Origin of the sequence: Mesobacterium pallidum (assembly GCF_019966535.1) — a bacterium.
In the GTDB taxonomy this organism is placed as follows: Bacteria; Pseudomonadota; Alphaproteobacteria; order Rhodobacterales; family Rhodobacteraceae; genus Mesobacterium; species Mesobacterium pallidum.
This window is the reverse complement of record NZ_JAIMID010000005.1, coordinates 90,727-112,454: the sequence shown is the minus strand read 5'-3', so window position 1 is coordinate 112,454 and position 21,728 is coordinate 90,727. Positions and strand designations below refer to the sequence as shown.

The following is a 21,728-nucleotide window of genomic DNA, read 5'->3' as shown; positions in this document are numbered from 1 at the left end:
GCCGCGGCACGGTCAGAAATCCTCCCAACCGCCATCGTTCGACGGGGCGTTGACCGCCTTGGCAGCCGGCGCAGGCGGCGGGGGCGACTTGGCCGCGGCGGGCTTGGCGGTTTCGCGGGGCTTCGCCGCGTCACGCTTTTCGCCAGGGAAGGCGGCGGGTTTGCCGACCGGCGCGCCGTCCTCGGCCCAGAGGTCCTGCGCTGTCTTGCGCTGGGCGCCTTTCGCCGCCGTGGCGGGCTTGCGTGCAGGCTCAGCCGGGGCGGGTTTGCGGGCGGGCGCGGGCTTGGCGGTGACGACCGGAGGCGCGGCTTTCGCGCTGCGCGGTGTCTGCGCAGATCTCGCGGGTGCGGAGGGCCTGGGTGTGGCGCGCGCGGGGCTGGTCGCGGCGGCCGGTTTCGATGCCGAGGGCTTGCCGGGCGCATCCATCGCGAAATTGCCGATCAGCACCGACAGGCGCGAGGCCTCGTCGCTGAGACGCTGGCTGGAAGCGGCGGCATCCTCGACGATCTGGGTGTGTTCCTGCGTGGACTTGTCCAGCTGCGACACGCCCGAGCTCAGCTCTTCGACGCTGAGCGCCTGTTCGCGCGCCGTGACCGAGATGTCGCGGACGATGTCGGCGACCTCGCTGACGCTGGCGACGATGCCTTCCAGCACGGTGCCGGTTTCCTCGACCAGGTCCTCGCCGTCCTTGACCTGCTGCGAGGAATTGGACACCAGCGCCTTGATTTCCTTTGCGGATTCCGACGCGCGCTGGGCCAGGGACCGCACCTCGGAGGCGACGACCGAGAATCCGCGCCCGGATTCGCCGGCGCGCGCCGCCTCGACCCCGGCGTTCAGGGCCAGCAGGTTGGTCTGGAAGGCGATGTCGTCGATCACGCCGATGATCTGGGTGATCTGCTGCGAGGAATTGGCGATCGAGGCCATCGCCTCGAGCGCGCGTTTCATCACCCGGCCGCCTTCGCCCGCGCGGTCGCGGCCTTGCGTGACCATCTTGTTCGCATCCTCGGCGCGCGAGGCGGAATTCTTGACGCTTTGCGCCAGCTGCTGCAGCGCGGCCGAGCTTTCCTCGAGCGCGGCGGCCTGGAATTGCGACCGGTCCGACATGTTGTCGGCCATGGTCTTGAGGCTTTGCGCGTCCTTTTCGACCGTGTCGACGCTGCCCCGCACCGCGGTGACCAAAGCCGACAGATGGCCGCCCAGCTCGTTCATGTCCTGGCAGATGATCGCGTATTCCTCGCCCAGCGATTCATAGCGCGACGGGTCGATCCGGTCGGTGAACTTGCCCACGGTGAAGGCCGAAAGCACCTTGCTCAATTCGTCCAGCAGGGCCTGGCGGCGGTCGTTCTCGACCTTGGACCTTGCCTCGACGTCGCGGGACTTGCGGGTCGACAGGCGCAGGTCCTCGACGTTGCGGAAGACGTCGCCCATGATATCGGTCCGTTCGATCCCCGTGACCTGGGTATCAAGATCGCCCTCGCGGATGCGGGCGATGGCCTGGGCCACCTGCCAGCGGGTGCGCAGGCTGCTGGATGACAGGATGAAGCCCAGAACGATGAAGCCCAGGACGACCACCATGCCGCCGTAGATCGCGACGCGATCCAGCACGGTCGAGACGAAATCGCCCTGCTCCTCGACCCCGGCCAGACGGGCGTCAAGCCGCGTGCCGAGCCGGGCAAGCCTGTCTGCCACCTCGATCATGCCGGCGGTGAACGCGGCGGGGTCTTCCCCTGCCAGCGCGATGACCTGGCGCGTCACATCCTGCACCTCGCGCGAGGCCTCCGGGTCGGCAAGGTCGGCGACCGAGGGCGTGTCGAAGAGGCGCTGCGCCTCGCTCAACTCGGTCCGGAACGCCGACAGGTCGGCGCCGGCATCCCCCGCCTGGGCAAGGCTGCGCGCCTCTGCCTCCGCCTCGGCGACGAATATGCGCTGGTCCATCGCGTCGTGGGTGGCGTGGATCACCCTGGTGCTGGAATGGACGATCCAGACACAGGCCCCGACGAGGCCGGCGATCATCAGGACCGACAGGATGAAATTCATGAAGGCGGAAAGCCGGATGTACCCGTTGTCCATGCGCCGAACCCTTGTGACCAGTCGTCAGACGCCGTGCGTCCGCGTTGGGTCTAGGGCATCCGGCTTAAGGAATGCTTTCCGCCGCCCGGGTCAGACCTTGACCTGTTTCGACAGTTGCACGGCCAGGATGCCCAGCGTGATCACAGCGACGCCGACGACGTCCCAGGCGCCCAGCGTCTCGCCCAGCAGGGCGGCGGCGATGGCGACGCCGAGGAACGGGTTGAGAAAGTGGAAGGTCGAGGCCTTGACCGTGCCGATCCGGTGCACGAGCTTGAACCAGACGAAGGTCGCCAGCAGCCCCGGCACCAGCGTGGTGTAGGTGAAGGCGGCGATCAGGGTCCAGGACCAGGTCACGTCGAAGGTCTCGAGCGCCAGGGCTGGCCCGATCAGCGCGACACTGCCGACCAGCATCTGCAGGCCCACGACCATCAGCGCGTTGGAATTGCTGGACGCGCCGCGCACCGCCAGCGTCGCCACGGCCAGCGAAATCGCGGCCACGATGCACAGCGCGATGCCCAGCGGATCGGCGTCGCCCTGCAGCCGCGCGCCCATGATCAGCGCCACGCCAGCCAGGCCCATGACAAGGCCGGCGACGCCCAGCGGACGGACCTTTTCGCCGTAGACCAGCCAGCCCAGCAGCGCCACGATCAGCGGCATGGTCGAGGCAATGATCGCGGCCAGCGAGGCCTCGATCCATTGCATCGCGACGAAGTTCAGCCCGAGATACAGCGCGTTCTGGCAAAAGCCGAAGATGATCGTGGCGCGCCATTGCACGCGGCTCAGCTTCCAGCTTTGCCCCAGCGCGCGGGCAAGGACGATGCCGATGATCCCGGCGAGGAAAAACCGGATCGACAGCGCGAAAAGCGGCGGCGCGCTGGCCACGATGGTCCGGGCGGCGGTGAAGGCCGAGGACCACATGAAGGCAAAGGCCAGGCCCATGAAGAGTGCGCGGATGTCCATGTGGTCCCCTTTGACTTCGGCGCGACTGTGCCCGGGGCGCCGGGCCACGCATAGCCCGCCGGGCAGTAACATGCCCGAACCCTCTACCGGCCGCCCGGGCGGGACGAAAGGCCGAAAAAGAAAGGGGGCCGTTGGTTCGGCCCCTCAATCCTTCCTGCCGTCGGTATTGCTGCCTGCGGGAAAACTCAGATGGTCGGGATGACAAGGCGCTGGCCGGCACGGATCTGGTCCGGGCTGGACAGGATGCGCCGGTTGGCCTCGTAGATGGCGGTAAAGCGGCTGGCGTCGCCGTAGAACTTGACGGCGATGGCGCCAAGGCTGTCGCCGCTGCTCACCGTGTAGAACTGGCGCTGCTGCATCTCGCTGCCGATGCCCTGTTGCAGCCGGACCTCGACGCCGCGGCCGCCCGCGACCTCGGGCGGGGCGATCTCTTCGCCTGCCGCGACACGGGCCTGGGCGACGATGCTGGCCAAGAGGGTCGAAGTGTCGACGCGGCCCTCGTTCGTGACCAGCGCCTTGGGGACCGACACGTCGCCCCGGCCCGCGGCCTCGTTCACGAGCTGGTCGATGTAGCTGTCGGTGCGGCCCTCGGCCAAGGCCTTGGATACCAGCGATTGCAGGGCCGAAGCCCCGGCGCTGGCGGGAGCAGGGGCGCCGGTTGCGCTGCGGATGTTGCTGAGGATGTCCGAGGTCATGTGCTGCATGGCCGCGTCTTCGACCTTGGGGGCGTCCTGCGGCTTGAGGCCCAGCTCGGCCAGCACGCCCAGCGACATCGCCTGCAGGTCGGTGTCGTCGGTCGCGACCGTCGTCACCGGTGCCGGCGCCGGGCGCGGGGCCGGCACGACGGCGTGGGCCACGGCCTCGGTCACGGCGGGCTGGGGCGCGGGGGTCTCGACGACGGCGGGTTGCGGGGCGGGGGCCGGCAGCGCGGTCAGGTCGGTCTGGGCGCGGGTCACGGTGTCGGTCTCGGCCGAGGGCTGCACGTAGTAGAGCCCGGCGATGAGGGCGACAGCGGCGGTGCTGGCAAGAATGATGCGGATCATGATCGGGGCCCCTTACGGCGTCTTGACCGTCAGGCCCATCAGCTGCCACAGCTGCATGCCGCCCCGGTAATATTTCATCTTCTCGCCCGGGTAGCCGACCGAATGCAGCGCGGCGATGGCCACGTGTGACTGGCCGCACCACGGCCCGTTGCAGAACAGCGCCAGTTCCAGCGCACCCGAGAAATCCCAGCCCGCGCCCGCCTTGCGGCCGCCCAGCGCCTCGAGGATCTGGTCGCGGTAGGGGTTCGAGGCATCCAGCGTCGAAAAGGGGATGTTCACCGCGCCGGGGATCGTGCCCTTCTGGAACCATTCGGGCAGCCGCGCATCGACCAGTAGGCCGCGCCCGCCGGACACCGTCGTCTCGAGAAAGTTGAGCAATTCCAGCTCTCCGATGGTCTCGACCCCCGGGCCGGCATCCATCGGCTGGACGCAGAACGGCGGGCAGGCGCGCGAGGTCTTGGTGAACTCGCCGGTCAGCCGGGCGGACTGGTCCTGGTTGCGCGCGATCTCGTGGACCGTCCCGCCCACGGCAAAGGTTTTCGACGCGGCATCCGGCGTAATCCGGACGTCCTGCGCCAGCGCGATCCCCGCGGACAATACGAGGGTCACGATCGCCGAAGCGATGGTCCTGAGCATTTCAAATATCCCCCTGATCTGCGCGGCATAATATTGGCAGCAATCCGCGCAAGTCGGGGTCAGATATAGGCGAATCGCCGCGAATCAGTCAACCGGATCAAAGGCGAATCGCAGCCCGGGTATGCTCGTGATTCGGGGGCGATTCGAAATTTCTAAACTGTTTCAAGTGTTTGATTCGCTGAGTCTCCTGCCTGCAATCCCGGCAGGAGAGCCCGCAGGGCTTCGCTCTAGTTGTTCTCTCTCAGGATGGACCCGGCAAGGTAGAGTGATCCGCATATCAGGATGCGCGCGTCCGGCGCCTCGGCAGTGATCCGGACCAGCGCGTCGCGCACCGTCTCTGCCGTGTCGGCGGCCATGCCGGCGGCGGTTGCGGCTGCGGCGGTGACCTCGGCGGGCAGGGTGTTCGCCTCGCCCGGGATCGACACGGCGGTCAGCCGGGCGACATGCGGCGCCATCGGGCGCAGGTAGCCGCCGATGTCCTTGGTGTTGAGCATGCCGCAGACCAGGTAGGTCGGCGCGTCGGGCAGGCTGGCGAGATGCACCGCCAGCGCCTCGCCCGCCGAGGCATTGTGCCCGCCGTCGAGCCAGAGCTCGGCACGGCCGGCAGCCTCGACCAGGGGGCCGGACTTGAGGCGTTGCATCCGGGCGGGCCAATCGGCGCGGGTGACGGCGGCCTCGCAGGCGGTGTCGTCGAACCCGAGATGGCGCAGCGCGGCCAGCGCGGCGCCGGCGTTCTGCCATTGATGCGCGCCGGGCAGGTTGGGCGGCAGCAGGTCCAAGAGGCCGGTTTCGTCCTGGAACACCAGCCGGCCGCGTTCGGCGCTGACGTGCCAGTGCTGGCCATGGGCGATCAGGGGCGCGCCGAGGCGCTCGGCCCGCGCCTCGATCACCGCGAGGCCTTCGTCCTGCTGCGGGCCGACCACGCAGGGCACGCCGCGCTTGAGGATCCCGGCCTTTTCGCCCGCTATGGCGGCCAGCGTGTCGCCGAGGAACTGAACGTGGTCAATCGAGACCGGCGTGATGATCGTCAGCGCGGGCTTGTCGACCACGTTGGTCGCATCGAGCCGCCCGCCCAGCCCCACCTCGAGCAGGGTGTAATCGGCCGGCGTGCGGGCCATGGCGAGGATCGCGGCGCAGGTCGTGATCTCGAAATAGGTGATGCTGTCACCGCCATTGGCCGCGTAGCATTCGTCCAGCACTTCGGTCAGGTGCTCTTCGGTGATGAGCGTCCCGGCCAGCCGGATGCGTTCGTGGAACCGGGCGAGGTGGGGCGAGGTATAGGCATGGACGCGCTTACCCACTGCCTCGAGCCCGGCGCGGATCATCGCCTGGGTCGAGCCCTTGCCGTTGGTCCCGGCGATGTGGATCACCGGCGGCAGGTCGGTCTGCGGATTGCCGAGCGCGTCCAGCAGCCGCCAGACGCGGTCCAGCGTCAGGTCGATCACCTTTGGGTGCAGGGCCATCATGCGGTCGAGGATCGCGTCGGACGTGCCGCTCATCGGGTCACCTGTGATGTCAGAGCGAGGGGGCCGTCAGGATTTGACGGGGGGGACCACCGGCGCCGGCTCGGCCGATTTCTCGGCCGGGTCCATCACCGGCTGGGCCGGTTCGGCGTCGGATTCGGTCGGCGCCGGGGGCGGCAGGTCGGCCAGCACCGCGGGCGGCAGGCCCATCAACATCCGCGTGATGGTGATGAGTTCCTCGCGCAGCTTGGTGCGCGGGGTCACCCGGTCGAGCATGCCGTGGTCCAGCAGGTACTCGGCCCGCTGGAAGCCGTCGGGCAGCGTCTCGCGGATGGTCTGTTCGATCACGCGCGGCCCGGCAAAGCAGATCAGCGCGTTGGGCTCGGCGATCTGCACGTCGCCCAGCATGGCGTAGGACGCGGTGACACCGCCCGTGGTCGGGTGGGTCAGCACGACGATATAGGGCAGGCCCGCCTCTTTCAGCATCTGCACGGCCACGGTGGTGCGCGGCATCTGCATCAGGCTCAGGATGCCTTCCTGCATCCGCGCGCCGCCGGCGGCCGAGAACAGGATCAGCGGGCGGTGCGTGGCGACGGCCCGTTCGGCCGCGGCGATGATCGCGTTGCCCACGTACATGCCCATGGATCCGCCCATGAAGCTGAAGTCCTGCGCGGCGGCGACGATCGGCGTGCGGCCGATCTCGCCCTCGGCGACCAGCATCGCCTCTTCCTCGCCCGTCCCTTTCTGGGCGGCCTTCATCCGGTCGGGGTATTTCTTCTGGTCCCGGAAATGCAGCGGGTCGGCCAGCGGCGCGGGCACGGCGACCTTGCCGAAGACACCGCCGTCGAACAGCGCCTCGAACCGCTTGCGCGGCGAGATGTGCATGTGGTGACCGCAGTTGGTGCAGACGTTCAGGTTCTCGGCCAGCTCGCGGTGGAACAGCATCTGGCCGCATTCATCGCACTTGGTCCAGAGGTTCTCGGGCACCTCGCGCCGCGAGAAGATCGAGTTGATCCGCGGCCGCACGTAGTTGGTGATCCAGTTCATGCCCCGTTCCTGTCCCTGTCGCGTCGTGACTGCATGGGGTGGCAGATAAGGAAGACAGGGGGGAATTGCAATCGCGGGCTGCCGCGCGGACCGGCAGCCGACCGGGCGGTGCCGGGGGCAGGGCGCAGCGGCTGCTTGCCTGCGCGGCCGCGCTTGCCTAACACTGTGGCGAAAGCGGCGGGAGGGCACATGCAGCGGGCAAGGACGGCATACCGGGACACGACGCGCGCGCTGATCGCGCTTGGCCTTGTCCTGGGCCTGGCGGCCTGCGACGGCCTCGAAGGCAATGCGGGCGGCGGGTTCGACTTTGCCCCGCGCCAGTCCGCGCCGCGCGCCAATGCCGCCGCGGTGACGCGGACCGAGCTGCTGGGCGGTGCCATCGTGGTGCCCGCGCCGCCGGGCTACTGCGTCGACGCGGGATCGCTGCGGCGGGGCGCGGGCTTTGCGCTGATCGCCTCGTGCTGGAACCTGACCGATGGACAGTCCGGCAACCCGGTCGAGCCGGCGATCCTGACCCTGTCGGCCGTGAACGTGCCTGCCGGATCGACCCTGCCCGACGCGGCGACGCTTGCGGCCTTGGTCGACGGCGGAACGCCCAGCGAGGTGCGCGAGAGCGAGACACTGACGCTGATCCGGCTGGACGATGGCGGGCAGGACGGGGTCACCGGCGGTGATCCGCGCCATTGGCGCGGGGCGATGATGCTGGGTGGCCGTATCGTCCTGCTGGCTGCCTATGCGCCCCGTGGCGGGGCGGCGACGGGCGGCCTTGGCGCCGACCTGCTGGCCGAGCTCGCGGCCAACGTGCAGCGCGACAGCCCCGGCGAGGCTGCGCCACGCGTCGGTGCCGCGCCGGACCTGCCGGTGCAGGAGATCGCGGGCAGGCCGGATACCGCGCCCGAGGCAGAGGCCGAAGCGGGCCAGGCGCCCGGCCTTGGCGCGGCGTTTCGGCGTTTGTACAACTGAAAGGTTTTGGTTAGACAATGAATTGTCGGTAATTCGCCGACAATCCGTTTTATTGTCTTCATATCGGAAACGGACGGGAACAGGACCAGATGGCGGGCGGGGCGCGCATTTTCGACTGGCTGAACGACGGCGCCGTGCTGCGGCGCTGGGCGCAGGCCGCGCGCCGGGCCAGGACGGCCGAGCTGCCCGAGTTGCGGCAGGAACGCAACAAGGCGCGCAGGCTTCGGGCGCATCTCGACACGCTGCTGCACGTGGCCGAGAACCGGCTGGCCCTGCCGCTGATCGGATCGAGCGCGATCCAGAAGCCGCAGGAGTCCGACTGGGCCTGGCGCCCCGAGCTCTGGACCGGCCCGCTGCCGGTGCCCGGGATCTCTTCGGTGCCGACCAAGTCGCAGCTGGGCCGCGAGGTCACGCTGTTTCACGATTGCTACCGGTCCGAGCTGACGCTGCGCCAATTGCGCAACACGCGCGAAAGCGACCTTGCGCCCTTTGGCCTGCGCATGGACGTGTTCCAGTTCGACGGCAGCTACCTGTCGATCGCCATCGACCTGCCCGAGGCGGCGGCGCAGGGGCTGATGCGCAAGCACCTGGTGCGGATGGACGCGATCATCGAGCTCGAGCGCCCGCTCGAGATCTTTGCCCGGCTGAACATCAAGCACGGGCCGAACAGCGAACAGATCGTGCGCGAGCTGGAACTGGACAAGCCGCAGGTCGAGGTCGAATTCGACCTGGCCTACACCAAGCTGAACGAGCGGCGGATCGAGCGGCTGTGGCTCGACCTGATCTTCGAGGGGCCGCAGATGAACCAGGTGGTGCTGCACGACCTGACCTTCTCGCGCCGCCCGCGGGCCGATTTCTGAGGGGCTGGGAATGACCGAATTCACCGTGACGAACACGCGCCTGCGCGAGGCGCTCTGGGAGGGGCTGGTGACCCGCACCGGCAAGGGCACCCTGCCGCCCGAGCTGACGGTCACGCACCTGGGCCGGCAGATCGACGACGTGGCGCTCAAGACCGGCGAGAGCGACGGCGAATGGGTGCTGCACGTGCCGATCCCGCCCGAGGTGATCGCTGACGGGGTGCAGACGATCCTGATCGCGGATGCGCGCAGCGACGAGACGCTGTTCCGCATCGCGCTGATCGTCGGAGAGCCGCTGGACGAGGACCTGCGCGCCGAGATCGACCTGCTGCGGGCCGAGCTCGACATGCTTAAGCGCGCCTTCCGCAAGCATTGCGTCGAGACCGCGTGACCCGCGCCGCCGCCTGGATCGACCGGGACGGCACCGAGGGGTCCGAGGGCGCGGTGGGCGCCTGGCCGTGGTGGAGCTTCACCAAGACCGCCATCGCCGCGCTGGCGCTGCGGATGGAGCGGGCGGGGCGGGGCGCGCTCGATGCGCCGGTGCTGGATGATGGCACGACCCTGCGCGACTTGTTGCTGCACCGGGCGGGGATCGCGAATTACACCGATTGGCCCGACTACCGCGAAGCGGTTGCGGCAGGGGATGCCCCCTGGCCGCGCGCCGAGGTGATCGCCCGCGCGCTGGCGGCGCCACGCGATTTCTCGCTGGGGCAGGGATGGCGCTATTCCAACAGCGGTTACGCGCTGGCCGTGTCGGTCCTTGAGGATCGGGGCGGGGCCGCCTTGCCGGCGCTGATGGCGGCGCATGTTCTGGGGTCGCTTGCCGGTGCGGTGTGGATGCCGCAGACGGCCGAGGAACTGGCCGGGGCCGTCGCCATCGAGACCGGCGGCTACCATCCGCACTGGGTCTGTCACGGGCTGCTTGTAGGCCCTGAATGGGCCGCCGCGCGGCTGCTGCGCGACCTGCTCGATGACCTGCCGGACGAGGCGCTTCCGCTGGGCGGCGCGCTGGAGGGGCGGCCCTGGACCGAGACCGGATACGGGCTGGGGCAGATGATCGGCGCCGTGCCCGCGCCGGTTCGGGGGCATTCCGGCGGCGGGCCATTTTCGACCTGCGCGGTCTATCATTTCGCCGAGACGGGCCGTACCGTGGCGACCTTCAGCACCGACCCGAGCGAGGCCGGGGCGGAATGGCGCTGCGCGGAGTTGGGACAGGTGGGGTGAAACTCCACCCGACCCAGGGGCGCAACCGTCGCGTGGGGCCGTAGGGTGGGGTTTCACCCCACCATCCGACCGAGCCAATCACGCCACGGCGCCGGCAAAGCGCAGGCCGTGCCAAGCCCCGTAGGGTGGGGTTTTACCCCACCATCCGACCAACCCGCAAAGGACATGGCCACCGGATCGCGCCGGCCTGACCAAGCCCCGTAGGGTGGGGTTTCACCCCACCACGCGCCCCGGTCACACGGTCATGCAGACGTATTTCATCTCGAGGTAATCCTCGATCCCGTGGCTAGACCCTTCGCGGCCCAGCCCCGACTGCTTGACGCCGCCAAACGGCGCCACCTCGGTCGAGATCAGCCCGGTGTTCACGCCGACGATGCCGTATTCCAGCGCCTCGGCCACCTTGTAGACCCGGCTGAGATCCTTGGCGTAGAAATACGAGGCCAGGCCGAAGATCGTGTCGTTGGCCATCTCGATCACCGCGTCCTCGTCCTCGAACTTGAAGAGCGGCGCGAAGGGGCCAAAGGTCTCTTCGGTGGCAAAGACCATGTCCTGCGTGGCGCCGGTGACGATGGTCGGCTCGAGGAAATTGCCCGGCCCCTGTCGCATCTCGCCGCCCAGGATCACCTTGGCGCCCTTGGCCTTTGCGTCGGCCACGTGCTGCTGCACCTTGTCGATGGCGGCGTCGTTGATCAGCGGCCCAAGCTGCACGCCGTCCTCGAGGCCGTCGCCGACCTTCATCGCGGCCACGCGCGCGCGCAGCTTTTCGGCAAATTCGTCATAGACCCCGGCCTGCACGTAGATCCGGTTGGCGCAGACACAGGTCTGGCCGTTGTTGCGGAACTTGCAGATGATCGCGCCCTCGACCGCCGCGTCGATATCGGCGTCGTCGAAGACGATGAAGGGCGCGTTGCCGCCCAGCTCCATCGAGCATTTCATGACCTGGTCGGCGGCCTGTTTCAGCAGGATGCGCCCCACCTCGGTCGAGCCGGTAAAGGTCAGCTTGCGCACCTTGGGGTTCTCGCAGAACTCCTTGCCCACCTCGGACGAACGCGACGAGGGCAGCACGTTGAAGACGCCCTTGGGAATGCCCGCGCGCTGCGCCAGCTCGCCCAGCACCAGCGCCGACAGGGGCGTCTCGGCGGCGGGACGTGCGACCATGGTGCAGCCGGCAGCCAGCGCGGGCGCAGCCTTGCGGGTGATCATGGCGGTCGGGAAGTTCCACGGGGTGATCGAGGCGGCGACGCCCACGGGCTGCTTCATCACCGTGATGCGCTTGTCGCGCTGGTGACCCGGGATCGTCTCGCCGTAGATGCGCTTGGCCTCCTCGGCGAACCATTCGATATAGGCGGCGCCATAGGCGATCTCGCCCTTGGCCTCGGCCAGCGGCTTGCCCTGTTCGACGGTCATGATGGTGGCAAGGTCGTCCTGGTTCTCCATCATCAGGTCGTACCACTTGCGCAGCACGGCGGCGCGTTCCTTGCCGGTCCACTTGGCCCAGTCCTTCTGCGCGGCATAGGCGGCGTCGATGGCGCGCGCGACCTGGTCGCGGTTCAGGTCGGCCACCTTGGCCACAACGTCGCCGCGCGCGGGATTGATCACGTCAAAGGTCGCGCCGCCCACGCCATTCACCCATTCGCCGTCGATATAGGCCTGGGTGACAAGCAGGCTGGGGTCCTTCAGCAGCGATTTCAGATCGGTCGTGTCGTCCAGCATCGGTCTCTCCCGTTTTTGGGTGCAATCAGGTGTCAAAGCCTGTCTACTCCTGCCACGTAGCCGCTGCAACGCGGTGCCAAGCGGGGCAGGGCCATGGCGACCGACCAGGATTACAACAACGTGGATTTCATACCCGGCGGCGCGGCCTATCCCGACCGCTGGCTCGCCGCGGCCGAGGCCTATGTCGAGGCGCTGGGCGACAAGGCGCGCCTCGGGATCCCCTACGGCGACAGCGACCGGCAGAAATTCGACCTGTTCCTGCCCGAGACCGAGCATCCGCACGGGCTGATGATCTTTGTCCACGGCGGCTACTGGATCAAGTTCGACCGCAGCCACTGGTCCCACCTGGCCGAAGGCGCGCGGGCCCGCGGCTGGGCTGTCGCCATGCCGTCCTACGACCTCTGCCCGGACGTGCGGATCAGCGCGATCACCGACCAGGTGACCCGTGCGATCGAGACGGCGGCGGGCGAGGTCGGCGGCCCCATGGTTCTGGCCGGCCATTCCGCCGGCGGGCACCTCGTCGCGCGCATGCTCGAGCCGCTGCGCCTGTCGGGCGACGTCGCGGCCCGCCTGCGCCATGTCATGCCGATCAGCCCCGTGTCGGACCTGCGCCCGCTGCTGGACCTGTCGATGAACGACCTGTTCATGCTGACCCATGAATCCGCCGCCGACGAGAGCCCGATGCTGATGCAGGAGCGGCTGGATGTGCCGGTTTCGGTCTGGGTCGGGTCGGCGGAGCGGCCGGTGTTCCTGGACCAGGCGCGCTGGCTGGCCGAGGCCTGGGGCGTGCCCCTGACCGAGGCCGAGGGTCTGCATCATTTCAACATCATCGAGGGCCTGTCGGACCCCCGAAGCCGGATGATCGAGGACCTGTTCTCGCAGGTGTCCGTGCCGTCCTGATCGCGCTGGCGCGGTCCGCATCCCGGCTGGCCGGCCGGCCGGCCGGGCAGGGCCGCCGGGGCCCGCGCGCGCCGATCTGCCGGCAGGGGCGCAAAAGCATGGGCCCTGCCGACAAGACCCCTTGCCAGCTACGCCTGTTCGCGGCACATCTGGCGGCAGGCAAGGCGATGGCGTCGCCGGCGTCCCCACGGGGATGCGCCCACCCCCCGTCCTGAACGCCGGGACCTGACTTTGCCGATCGCGGCGGGGTGAGGGCCCGGCCCGGTCGGCATCCGCAAGGAGGCTGACGCGATGGATCGTCCCGAATTTTACCGTTTTCACAATGGCCGGCAGGCCAATCTTCCCTTTGCTGCCGAGGAATACGAGGCGCGGCTTGCGGGTCTGCGCGCCGCGATGGACGGGGCCGGGGTCGCCGCCGTCGTGCTGACCTCGATGCAGAACATCGCCTATTACTCGGGCTTTCTCTATTGCTCCTTCGGGCGGCCCTACGGGCTTGTCGTGACCGAGGCCGACAGCGTCACGATCAGCGCGGGCATCGACGCGGGCCAGCCCTGGCGGCGCTGCCACGGCGACAACATCACCTACACCGACTGGAAGCGCGACAACTTCTGGCGCGCCGTGGCCCATGTGGCAGGGACCGGCCAGGTGATCGGCTACGAGGGCGACCACCTGACCGTGGCGCAGCGCGAGAAGCTCGAGGATTTCCTGCAGCCCGTCGTCACCGTCGACATCGCGCCTGCCACGATGGTGCAACGGATGCACAAGTCGGCGGCCGAGATCGCGTTGATCCGCCATGGCGCGCAGGTGGCGGACGTGGGCGGCTATGCCATCCGCGATGCCATCAAGGTCGGTGCGCGCGAGATCGACATCGCCATGGCCGGCCGCGACGCGATGGAGCTGGAGATCGCCAAGCGCTTTCCCGATGCCGAGTACCGCGACACCTGGGTCTGGTTCCAGTCCGGCCTGAACACCGACGGCGCGCACAACCCGGTGACGGGCCGCAAGCTCGAGCACGGCGATATCCTGTCGCTGAACACCTTCCCGATGATCTCGGGCTATTACACCGCGCTGGAACGGACGCTGTTCGTGGGCGCAGTGGATGATGCGTCGCGACGAATCTGGGAGGCGAACGTCGCCGCGCACGAGCTGGGCATGTCGCTGCTGAAACCCGGTGCCAGCTGCGCACAGGTGACGCAAGCCATCAACGCCTTCTTTGCCGACCATGACCTGCTGCAATACCGCACCTTCGGCTATGGCCATTCCTTCGGCGTGCTCAGCCATTACTACGGCCGCGAGGCGGGGCTGGAACTGCGGGAGGATATCGACACGGTGCTGGAACCCGGCATGGTCATCTCGATGGAGCCGATGCTGACGATTGCCGATGGCCAGCCCGGCGCGGGCGGCTATCGCGAGCATGACATCCTCGTCATCACCGAGGACGGGAACGAGAACATCACCGGCTTCCCCTATGGCCCCGCGCATAACGTGATCGGCTGATTTCGCTTGCCCGGGGGGCGTGGCGGTGCCAAAGTTGACGATGTCAACTTGATGGGTGCCGCCATGCCTCTCGATCCCGAAGCCGATCCTCTCTCTGATCCCGATGTCGCCGAGATCCGCGCCTTCAACCGGTTCCACACCGGGCTGGTGGGGGCGCTCGACAACCATTTCCTCGGCTCGGATTACACGCTGCCGCAGATGCGCGTGCTTTATGAGATCGCCCATGCCCCCGAGGATGCGCCGGTGACGGCCGTCCAGCTGACCGAGGCGCTGGGCATGGACAAGGGCTACCTCAGCCGCATCCTCAAGCGGCTGGAAAAGGATGGGCTGGTCGTGCGCCGCGCGCTGCCCGGCGGCGGGCGGCAACGGGCGCTGGTGCTGACCGAAGCGGGACGCGCGGAATACGCGGGCTATGACCGCGCCTCGGCGCAATCGGTGGCGACATGCATCGCGCATCTGCCCCCGGTGGCGCGGGCCGAACTGGTCTCGGCCATGCGCCGCATCCGGCTGATGCTGGACCCCGGCCCCCGCCCCGAGGCCGTCTTGCGTGCCCCTCGGCCCGGAGAGCTCAGCCTTGTCGCCCATCGTCAGATCGCGCTCTATGGCCTCGACTACGGCTGGCGCGGGGCGTTCGAGGGGCTGGTGCTCGAGATCACCGGCCAGTTCCTGCGCGGCTTCGATCCCGCGAAAGAGGCCGCCTGGGTCGCCGACATGGGGGGCGAGGTGGTCGGGTCGGTCTTCCTCTGCGACGGTGGCGACGGGGTGGCCAAGCTGCGGCTTCTGTACCTCGACGCGCTGGCGCGGGGGCAAGGGCTGGGCCGCAGGCTGGTGACCGAATGCATGGACCATGCCCGCCGCCTTGGCTACCGCCACATGATCCTTTGGACCAATGATCCGCTGACCGAGGCGCGGCGGCTTTACGCCAGCCTCGGGTTCACCTGCACGGCTAGCCAGCCGCATGCCGATTTCGGCGTCGAGATGACCGGAGAGACCTGGGAATGCGCGCTCTGACGCGCCCCGCTGTGACCGCCACATGACAGCCCGCGCAATAGTTGAGACTGCGCCCGATTGCGGGCGCATTTTTCGTGGAAAAGGATCGCAAAGGCGTGGCACACTCTTCAAAAGGCGAAACGTCACACCTATGTGAATATTCGTAACATTAGCGAGAGACAGGGGATTGGAATGGCGGATTTCGACGCGCAGGTGCGCGAAAGCCAGGCGCAGGTCGCGGCGGCGCAGGCCAAGATCGCGGAGCTGACGGGGCGGATCGACGCCGCGCGCGCCAAGATGAAGACCGGCGACGACATCGCCATCGACATCGAGAACGCGTCGCTGGACGATGTGCATGCCCATACGGACGTGATGAACGCGAACATCGCGGAACTCATCATGGGGCTCGACGACGTCACCTCGGCGTTTTCCAAGGATTTCGACGAGATGCGGTCCAAGACGGGCTGGGAAAGCTTTGTCGGCATCTTTTCCAAGCACAAGGCGGATTCGATGCGGCAGGACCGGATCAAGACCGCCAGCATCGACGACAAGTTGCAGGACCTGATCGCCAAGTCCGACGTCATCGTGGCCCTGCTGCAGAACCAGCTGACCATGCTGAACGAGCAGAAGGAGAAGGTCGAAACCAACCTGACCGAGACGCTGGACGAACGCGAGGCGGTGGTCGGCGCGCTTGAGACGACGCGGGTCGAGATTTCGGGCATGGATCCTGCGATCATCGAGCTCGAGAACAAGATCAGCGTCGAACAGGATGCCGCCAAGCGCACCGTGCTCGAGACCGAGCTGGCTGAACTGAACAACAAGTACAACGAGCTGGTGCAGGCCGAACAGGTGCACCTGGCGCGGTCCCAGACGCTCGAGCGCTATATCGAGAAGGGCAAGACCTGGGTCGATTCGCTTCAGAACCAGGCGGCGACGCAGATGGTGCTGATCAACAAGCTGCAGACGGACACCAAGCAGCGGGTCGTGCTGTATGACGCGCTGTCGAAATCGCTCAAGACCGCGCAGCAGCAGGACGTGGCGCACCGGATCAACGAGATCGGCGTGCAGACGGACAAGGAGGCGCAGGCCGCCATGGCCGCGATCGGCACGGCGACCAACCAGCGCATGGCCGACATGATGGAAAAGCACGAAGAGCACATGGTCTTTGCCCGCGACGTGCTGGAAGCCAAGGCCAAGGCCGACGAGCGCTTTGCCCGCCGCTTTGCCGCGATTGTCGAGAAGCACGACAAGAATCTCTACGGCTCGTGATGGCCGATGCGCAAATGGGTGCGCGTGTTCGGAGTCGCACTGGTGATCGGCATTGGCGCAGCGATCGTTTTACATTCCGGATGCGACTCGGACGACTGCGCGCGGGCCACATCGGGGCTGCGTTGGCTTGGTCGGCTGTTGCGCGCTCTGTGATCGGTGCGGATCAGGTGCCGTTTCAAAGAATTGTCGCACCGGGCGGGCGTGGGCCATGACGACAGACGTGGCATCGGGGGCTGGCTGGAAGCTTAAGGCTATCGGTCTCTTGATGGGCTTCGGCCTTGCCCTGCGCTGGCTGGCCGGTCACCCGGAGCTGTCGGACGGGTTGATGGCCCGGATCTTCGGCGCGCTCGACTGGCTGGTTCTGACGGGGCTGTTCGCCGGGACACTGCTGATCGGGCTGCGGCTTTGTGCCCGGGTCGTGGCGGGGCTCTGGCACCGGCTGAACCCGGCACAAGACTGCGAAGGCTGCCCCGCGGGGCAGGACGGATAGGAATGGACATCGACCCGACACATGAACACGCGGGCCTGACGGATACCTTCGCCAGCCGCCGCTACTTTGCCAAGTGGGAGGCGATCACCGCCCATCTTGCCCGCGTCGCCGGGGTGATGGAGGCCGAGGGGCGCCTGAGCCGAGAAGAGGTCAAGGTGCTGACCCGCCACGTCGCGCGGCTGACCTTCACCTTCAAGGCGCTGTCGATGAAATACCTCATGGTCGGGCGCGAGGTGGGCAAGTTCTTTGGCTCGCTCAGCATGGATACGGTGGAAAGCGGCTTTCCGGTCGCGGCCGAGATCATGACCATGGCCAATGACGCCGCGCAGGTCGACACGCACCTTTCGGGCATGCCCTCGGCCCAGGCGCTGAAGGAACAGATGGTCCGCAAGATCGTCAGCGATTGCGAGGTGCCGACGCGGCTGCAATTCGCCCTGTCGCAGCGGCTCTACTACGAGGAGCTGGTCAAGGGGGACCTCTTCTGGGTCCAGAACCATCCGCGGATCGAATGGCTGAGAAACGACGGTGAGCGGCGGCGCTACCTGCTGGACTGGGCGGTCTACGACACCCAGCTGAACCTACCCACGGTCTACGTGATGGAGCTGGAGGACACCGGCCGCATCGCCCTGCCGCAGGATGGCCGCCGCTGGCCCGAGGCGCAGATGCATCTGAATGCGCAATCGTTGGGCGAGCTCAAGCTGCTGACCATCGCCAAGGGCTTTGACGAGGCGTTCCACGACCTGCACCCCAAGCGGCTGAAACGTTTCCATATCGGCCCAATGTATTCCCACGCCTACACCCGCCAGCACGGCCCCCTGCGCGACGTACTGGCCGAGGCGAACTCGCCCCAGGGTCAGGACTGGGCGCTGGCCTGGACGGTCGAGGAGCTGGAAAGCGAACGGGTGGTCGAGGAACGCGCCGGCTGGTTTTCGACGGTGGAGCGCGAGGTCTTCGCGCTTGACCCCTTCTCGGGGCGCGGGGTGGACACCGGGGCCACGCGGATGGAGCGGGCCATCATCCTGCCGCAAAGGCCCTTTCAGGTGCTGGCGGAAAAGAACCCTCCGGGATTCGCGTCGGTGCGGAAGTTCGTGGTCAGCCCGGCGGGCCGGGTGCTGAGTTATTGAGGGCGGGCATGAGATCTGAGGCCTCCGGCGGGAGTATTTCTGGAATAATGAAAGGGGGGCGGCTTGGTGCGTTGGCCTTCGCCCTGGTCCTGCTGTCTGCCTGCTCGGGGCAGGTGGAGGAATCCGTCCATGTCGCCCGGTTGGAAAGCGTCGCGGCGGTGGGCGGCGAATACGCCGGGGTGCGCGAGGTGCTGCTGCGGCAGGGCTATGCCGAGACGCGGCCCTCGATGGGGCCGCAACAGCCGGAATGGTCCTGGGACCGGTGCCTGACCACGCGGGTCCGCTACCCACTGTCCATGACAGGCGCGGAGGGCGCGCGCTGGGTCTGCATGCAACTGGACCCTGCCGGACGCATCACCGCCCGGCAGGCCAACTATTTCGTGGCGGGGCGGTGAAGACAGTGAACGGAGCGATTGAATGAGCCTGACAGCCGACCAGATGGAACTGCGCGAGGAAGACATCGCAAAGCATTACGATGCGGCCGTGGCGCTATTGGACGGGTTCGACCATACGCCGCGCATCGCCAAGGGGCGGGAGCCTGCGGCGGCGCCGGAGCGGAGCCCGGGCATCGCGCGGACGCGGCGGTTCCGGTCGACCACGCCGGGGCTGGTGACGCGGTCCACCGCGCGGCCCGAGGGCGTGCACCTGATCGCGCGGATCGAGGCATCGGACGGCGATGACCCGCTGGTCAGCCCCGCGCAGGCCAATGTCATGCACGGGCTGCGCCGGGCGCTGGCCATCGCGCTGGCGGTGGGGGAGCTTTATGCCGACAGCTCGGGGCTTTCGGAGCTGAAACGCCAGAACCTCGCCGGTGCGCTGCCGGGCGACCGCAAGGCCGAGTTCTCGGAGCTGCTGACGGCCGAGGCGCTGGCCGTCGCCCATGTCTTCGCCAATGCCGCCGCCTTCCTGCTGGCCCCGCATCTTTCCGAGGTTTCGGTCGAGGTCGGCGAGGTCGAGGAAGTGCTGACCGAGAACGCCCAGCTCGCCCTCCACGGCCTGCTGTGGGAGCTGGACCAGGACCTCGCGGCCCTCGCCACCGACGACGCGCGGCTGGTCGCGACGGTCTGCGCCTTTGCCGAGCAGCTGATGGAGAAGGTCGCCCTGCGCGCCCAGTCGGCCGGGCGGCTGGAAGGCTTTGCCAAGGCCTCCTACCGGGTCGAGGCGGACGACCTGACCCTGCGCGGCTTTACCCCCGCGCGGAAGGGCAAGGGCAGCACGCTGACCATGACCTTCAAGAAGCCACACGAGGTGGTCGGCAACCACATCGCCAAGTACCAGGCGCTGCGGCTCAGCAAGATGCTCATGGCCTATGATTTCGACCGGCGGCTGAACCCGTTCGCGGAACTCGGCGGGTTCATCTTCACCTTCATGGGCGATGGCAAGCCGGGCACGGGCAAGACCACGCTGATCCAGATGATGGCCGGGTTGATCAACGAATACTGCGGCGTGGCGGGCTATACCTTCCGCTACCAGAACCTCAGCACCGACAATATCGACAGCTACCAGGGCAAGTCCGGGCAGAATGCCAAGGCCTTCATCAACAGCATCATCGACCCCGGTGTCATCGGCTTTGGAACGATCGACGACATCGACCAGCTGGCGGGCAAGCGCGGCGACCGGCAGTCGAGCGCGGGCCAGCTCGAGATCACCGCCGTGCTGATGGAAAGCTTTGCCGGCGCCAACACGGTCGTGCGCGGCAATTGCACCTTCGGCATGTTCTCGAACTACCCCGAGAACGTGGACGACGCCCTGCGCCAGCGGGCAGGCGCCCGGTTCCTGGTCGACGGGCCGCAAACGCGCGAGGATTACATCGACATCCTGGCCCTCTTGATGGGCAAGAAGCACGACATCCCGATGGGCGCCCATGAGCTCTTCTCGGCGCAGGAAATCAAGCGGGCCGTCGCCAAGTCGTTCGAATCCCACTCGAAACCACATGAGCCGGGGCTGCTCGAGGTTTTCGACCGCGTGCATGCCTCGGTCGGAGAGCTCGACACGATCGCCAAGCTCGGCACCTATCTCAAGGCGATCCAGGAGGCGGACGAACGCTTCACCGGCCGGGCGATCAAGAACATCACCGACGCGGTCAAGGTCCGCGCCATGGATTTCGAACTGCCCGACGAATGGATGGAAAACCCCGAGCTGTTCCTGTTCCGCGACTACGCAACCAAGACCGCGATGATCGAGGACCTGCGCGTGCCGATCACCACCGAGATGGTGATCCAGGAGATCAACCGCTACGCCGACAGCGAATTCCGTTATGCCGACAAGTCGGACGAAGCCGCCATCGCCGAGATGGTCCGCGACTTCGGCCGGCAGGAAGAAGCCAAACGCCGTTACCTCGAGAGCAAATCATGAGCCTTCTCATCCTGGTCTGTGTCGTCACCCTGCCGTTCCTGCTGAGCCTGCTGCTGGGGATGCACCTGAGGCCGCTTTACGGGCTGGTCGGGTTGATCTTTGTCGTGCTGGCGCTGCCGTTGATCTGGACGGCGACCATGGGTCAGGTGCCCTCGGGGCCCGGACGGCCGGGCTGGGCTGCGGCGCTCGACAATTCGGTCCTGACCTCGCGCTACGCCATGGTCGCGATCTGGCTGGGCGCGATGGCTACCGGGTTCGCCGTGGGCATGCGCAGCCGGATCGAGCGGCGGGGGGACGAATCCGCGTGATCACGGGCTTGGCTCTTCCCACGCTGGCGCTGATGGCGCTGGCCTTCGCGTTGCCGCATGGGCTTTTGCGCTGGATGCCCGAGACGGGGCGGGGGCTGGTGCTGAACGGGCTGCTCTCTGGCCTGGTGCTGGTCGCGGTGGCGGCGGGCTATTTCCTTTGGGCCTATGCCCATGCCGCCCCGGCCATGCTGCGCGTCTTCGGCGCGCGCCCCGGCGCCTCGGCCGGCTACTTCCTGCGGCTGGGGCTGCAATCGGCGGTGATCTGGGGCCCGGTGCTGGTGCTGACGGTGAGCTACCTGCCTCGGCGGTGGAAGGAGGGGGTGTGGTGAGACCCGTTCGGAAGGAAATTTGCGCCTTAGGACTTTTTCCGTAGTTGGCACCACTTGTATCCAAAGGTTCGTGAGCTTCGGCGAGTGTGAGCATTCAGGTGTCTCTAGATGTGAAGGTGAGCTATGAAACAAAAACTCGACATTGAGACCCTGGAAACTCTTTCAAACGCGGGTGTTGGCTTCTTGGCTGGAGTTAATGCTCCTTGGGGCGGAATAAGCTTCGACCTGAGCGTCGAGGACCTGCAAGAATTTGTGGATGATCCGATACTTTGGTTTGCACGTTCTCGAGGAGTCACCAAGGGCGCATATCTTGAATGGATGGCAGCGGGTGGCGCGGTGTACTGCTCTGCGAAGACTACAAAAGGTACTCGGTGCAAGAACTCTGTCGATGGCCAAACAAGACTAGAACTTCATGAGTGGCTCGTTGCGGATGAGGGATATTGCTCGATCCACGGATCGGGCCTTACTGATTAATAGGGAATGAGTACCC

General features: G+C 67.3%; 22 protein-coding genes. 15 read left to right on the top strand and 7 right to left on the bottom strand.

All coding sequences use genetic code 11. The features are described 5' to 3' along the window. Positions 1-12: 12 nt before the first annotated feature. The 6 genes from MF270_RS09475 to accD all read right to left on the bottom strand — a co-directional run bounded on the left by MF270_RS09475 (position 13) and on the right by accD (position 7,219). Entirely contained in the window at positions 13-2,070 is a 2,058-nt protein-coding gene (locus tag MF270_RS09475) for a methyl-accepting chemotaxis protein (protein ID WP_238365636.1), read from the bottom strand. Between the two features lie 90 nt (positions 2,071-2,160). After that, complete coding sequence (locus MF270_RS09470; protein ID WP_238365635.1) at positions 2,161-3,030, bottom strand: DMT family transporter; 870 nt, start codon at positions 3,028-3,030, stop codon at positions 2,161-2,163. Positions 3,031-3,215: 185 nt separating this feature from the next. Next, entirely contained in the window at positions 3,216-4,073 is an 858-nt protein-coding gene (locus MF270_RS09465; protein WP_238365634.1) for a LysM peptidoglycan-binding domain-containing protein, read from the bottom strand. 12 nt (positions 4,074-4,085) lie between these two features. Further along, the gene (locus MF270_RS09460; protein WP_238365633.1) at positions 4,086-4,709 is read right to left on the bottom strand and encodes a rhodanese-like domain-containing protein; all 624 of its coding nucleotides are present in this window, start codon (positions 4,707-4,709) and stop codon (positions 4,086-4,088) included. A 227-nt stretch (positions 4,710-4,936) separates the two neighbouring features. After that, on the bottom strand, positions 4,937-6,208 hold the full coding sequence (locus MF270_RS09455) for a bifunctional folylpolyglutamate synthase/dihydrofolate synthase (protein WP_238365632.1): 1,272 nt from the start codon (positions 6,206-6,208) through the stop codon (positions 4,937-4,939). A 33-nt stretch (positions 6,209-6,241) separates the two neighbouring features. Next, entirely contained in the window at positions 6,242-7,219 is a 978-nt protein-coding gene (gene accD, locus MF270_RS09450; protein WP_238365631.1) for an acetyl-CoA carboxylase, carboxyltransferase subunit beta, read from the bottom strand. A gap of 189 nt (positions 7,220-7,408) precedes the next feature. Between accD and MF270_RS09445 the strand changes: the two genes are divergently transcribed. From MF270_RS09445 to MF270_RS09430, 4 genes are all read left to right on the top strand, one after another. Continuing rightward, the gene (locus tag MF270_RS09445) at positions 7,409-8,182 is read left to right on the top strand and encodes a DcrB/PsbP domain-containing protein (RefSeq protein WP_238365630.1); all 774 of its coding nucleotides are present in this window, start codon (positions 7,409-7,411) and stop codon (positions 8,180-8,182) included. Positions 8,183-8,271: 89 nt separating this feature from the next. Further along, positions 8,272-9,042: a DUF6478 family protein gene (locus MF270_RS09440; protein WP_238365629.1), complete on the top strand. Its 771-nt coding sequence runs from the start codon at positions 8,272-8,274 to the stop codon at positions 9,040-9,042. 10 nt (positions 9,043-9,052) lie between these two features. Continuing rightward, positions 9,053-9,430 (top strand): hypothetical protein, encoded by a 378-nt coding sequence (locus MF270_RS09435; protein ID WP_238365628.1) that lies wholly within the window; start codon positions 9,053-9,055, stop codon positions 9,428-9,430. Next, complete coding sequence (locus tag MF270_RS09430; RefSeq protein WP_238365627.1) at positions 9,427-10,263, top strand: serine hydrolase; 837 nt, start codon at positions 9,427-9,429, stop codon at positions 10,261-10,263. Before MF270_RS09435 ends, MF270_RS09430 begins: the two co-directional genes overlap by 4 nt. 234 nt (positions 10,264-10,497) lie before the next feature. On the opposite strand, the gene MF270_RS09425 is transcribed toward MF270_RS09430, so the two are convergent. Continuing rightward, the gene (locus tag MF270_RS09425) at positions 10,498-11,976 is read right to left on the bottom strand and encodes an NAD-dependent succinate-semialdehyde dehydrogenase (protein WP_238365626.1); all 1,479 of its coding nucleotides are present in this window, start codon (positions 11,974-11,976) and stop codon (positions 10,498-10,500) included. A 93-nt stretch (positions 11,977-12,069) separates the two neighbouring features. On the opposite strand from MF270_RS09425, the gene MF270_RS09420 reads away from it, so the two are divergent. The 11 genes from MF270_RS09420 to MF270_RS09370 all read left to right on the top strand — a co-directional run bounded on the left by MF270_RS09420 (position 12,070) and on the right by MF270_RS09370 (position 21,712). After that, positions 12,070-12,876, top strand: coding sequence for an alpha/beta hydrolase (locus MF270_RS09420; protein WP_238365625.1), 807 nt, complete (start codon positions 12,070-12,072; stop codon positions 12,874-12,876). 291 nt (positions 12,877-13,167) lie between these two features. Then, positions 13,168-14,373 carry an aminopeptidase P family protein gene (locus MF270_RS09415; RefSeq protein WP_238365624.1) on the top strand — a complete coding sequence of 402 codons (1,206 nt, stop codon included), beginning with the start codon at positions 13,168-13,170 and terminating at the stop codon, positions 14,371-14,373. A 63-nt stretch (positions 14,374-14,436) separates the two neighbouring features. After that, positions 14,437-15,384, top strand: coding sequence for a bifunctional helix-turn-helix transcriptional regulator/GNAT family N-acetyltransferase (locus MF270_RS09410; protein WP_238365623.1), 948 nt, complete (start codon positions 14,437-14,439; stop codon positions 15,382-15,384). Between the two features lie 171 nt (positions 15,385-15,555). Further along, on the top strand, positions 15,556-16,632 hold the full coding sequence (locus MF270_RS09405; RefSeq protein ID WP_238365622.1) for a hypothetical protein: 1,077 nt from the start codon (positions 15,556-15,558) through the stop codon (positions 16,630-16,632). A 208-nt stretch (positions 16,633-16,840) separates the two neighbouring features. After that, on the top strand, positions 16,841-17,122 hold the full coding sequence (locus MF270_RS09400) for a hypothetical protein (RefSeq protein ID WP_238365621.1): 282 nt from the start codon (positions 16,841-16,843) through the stop codon (positions 17,120-17,122). A gap of 2 nt (positions 17,123-17,124) precedes the next feature. After that, positions 17,125-18,246, top strand: a complete 1,122-nt coding sequence (locus tag MF270_RS09395) for a hypothetical protein (RefSeq protein ID WP_238365620.1) — start codon at positions 17,125-17,127, stop codon at positions 18,244-18,246. A 71-nt stretch (positions 18,247-18,317) separates the two neighbouring features. Continuing rightward, complete coding sequence (locus MF270_RS09390; protein ID WP_238365619.1) at positions 18,318-18,641, top strand: hypothetical protein; 324 nt, start codon at positions 18,318-18,320, stop codon at positions 18,639-18,641. A gap of 22 nt (positions 18,642-18,663) precedes the next feature. Further along, on the top strand, positions 18,664-20,601 hold the full coding sequence (locus tag MF270_RS09385) for an AAA family ATPase (RefSeq protein ID WP_238365618.1): 1,938 nt from the start codon (positions 18,664-18,666) through the stop codon (positions 20,599-20,601). Then, positions 20,598-20,909 (top strand): hypothetical protein, encoded by a 312-nt coding sequence (locus tag MF270_RS09380; RefSeq protein WP_238365617.1) that lies wholly within the window; start codon positions 20,598-20,600, stop codon positions 20,907-20,909. The genes MF270_RS09385 and MF270_RS09380 overlap by 4 nt, the downstream gene beginning before the upstream one ends. After that, on the top strand, positions 20,906-21,238 hold the full coding sequence (locus MF270_RS09375; protein WP_238365616.1) for a hypothetical protein: 333 nt from the start codon (positions 20,906-20,908) through the stop codon (positions 21,236-21,238). The genes MF270_RS09380 and MF270_RS09375 overlap by 4 nt, the downstream gene beginning before the upstream one ends. Positions 21,239-21,361: 123 nt before the next feature. After that, positions 21,362-21,712 (top strand): hypothetical protein, encoded by a 351-nt coding sequence (locus tag MF270_RS09370; protein ID WP_238365615.1) that lies wholly within the window; start codon positions 21,362-21,364, stop codon positions 21,710-21,712. Positions 21,713-21,728: the final 16 nt, after the last annotated feature.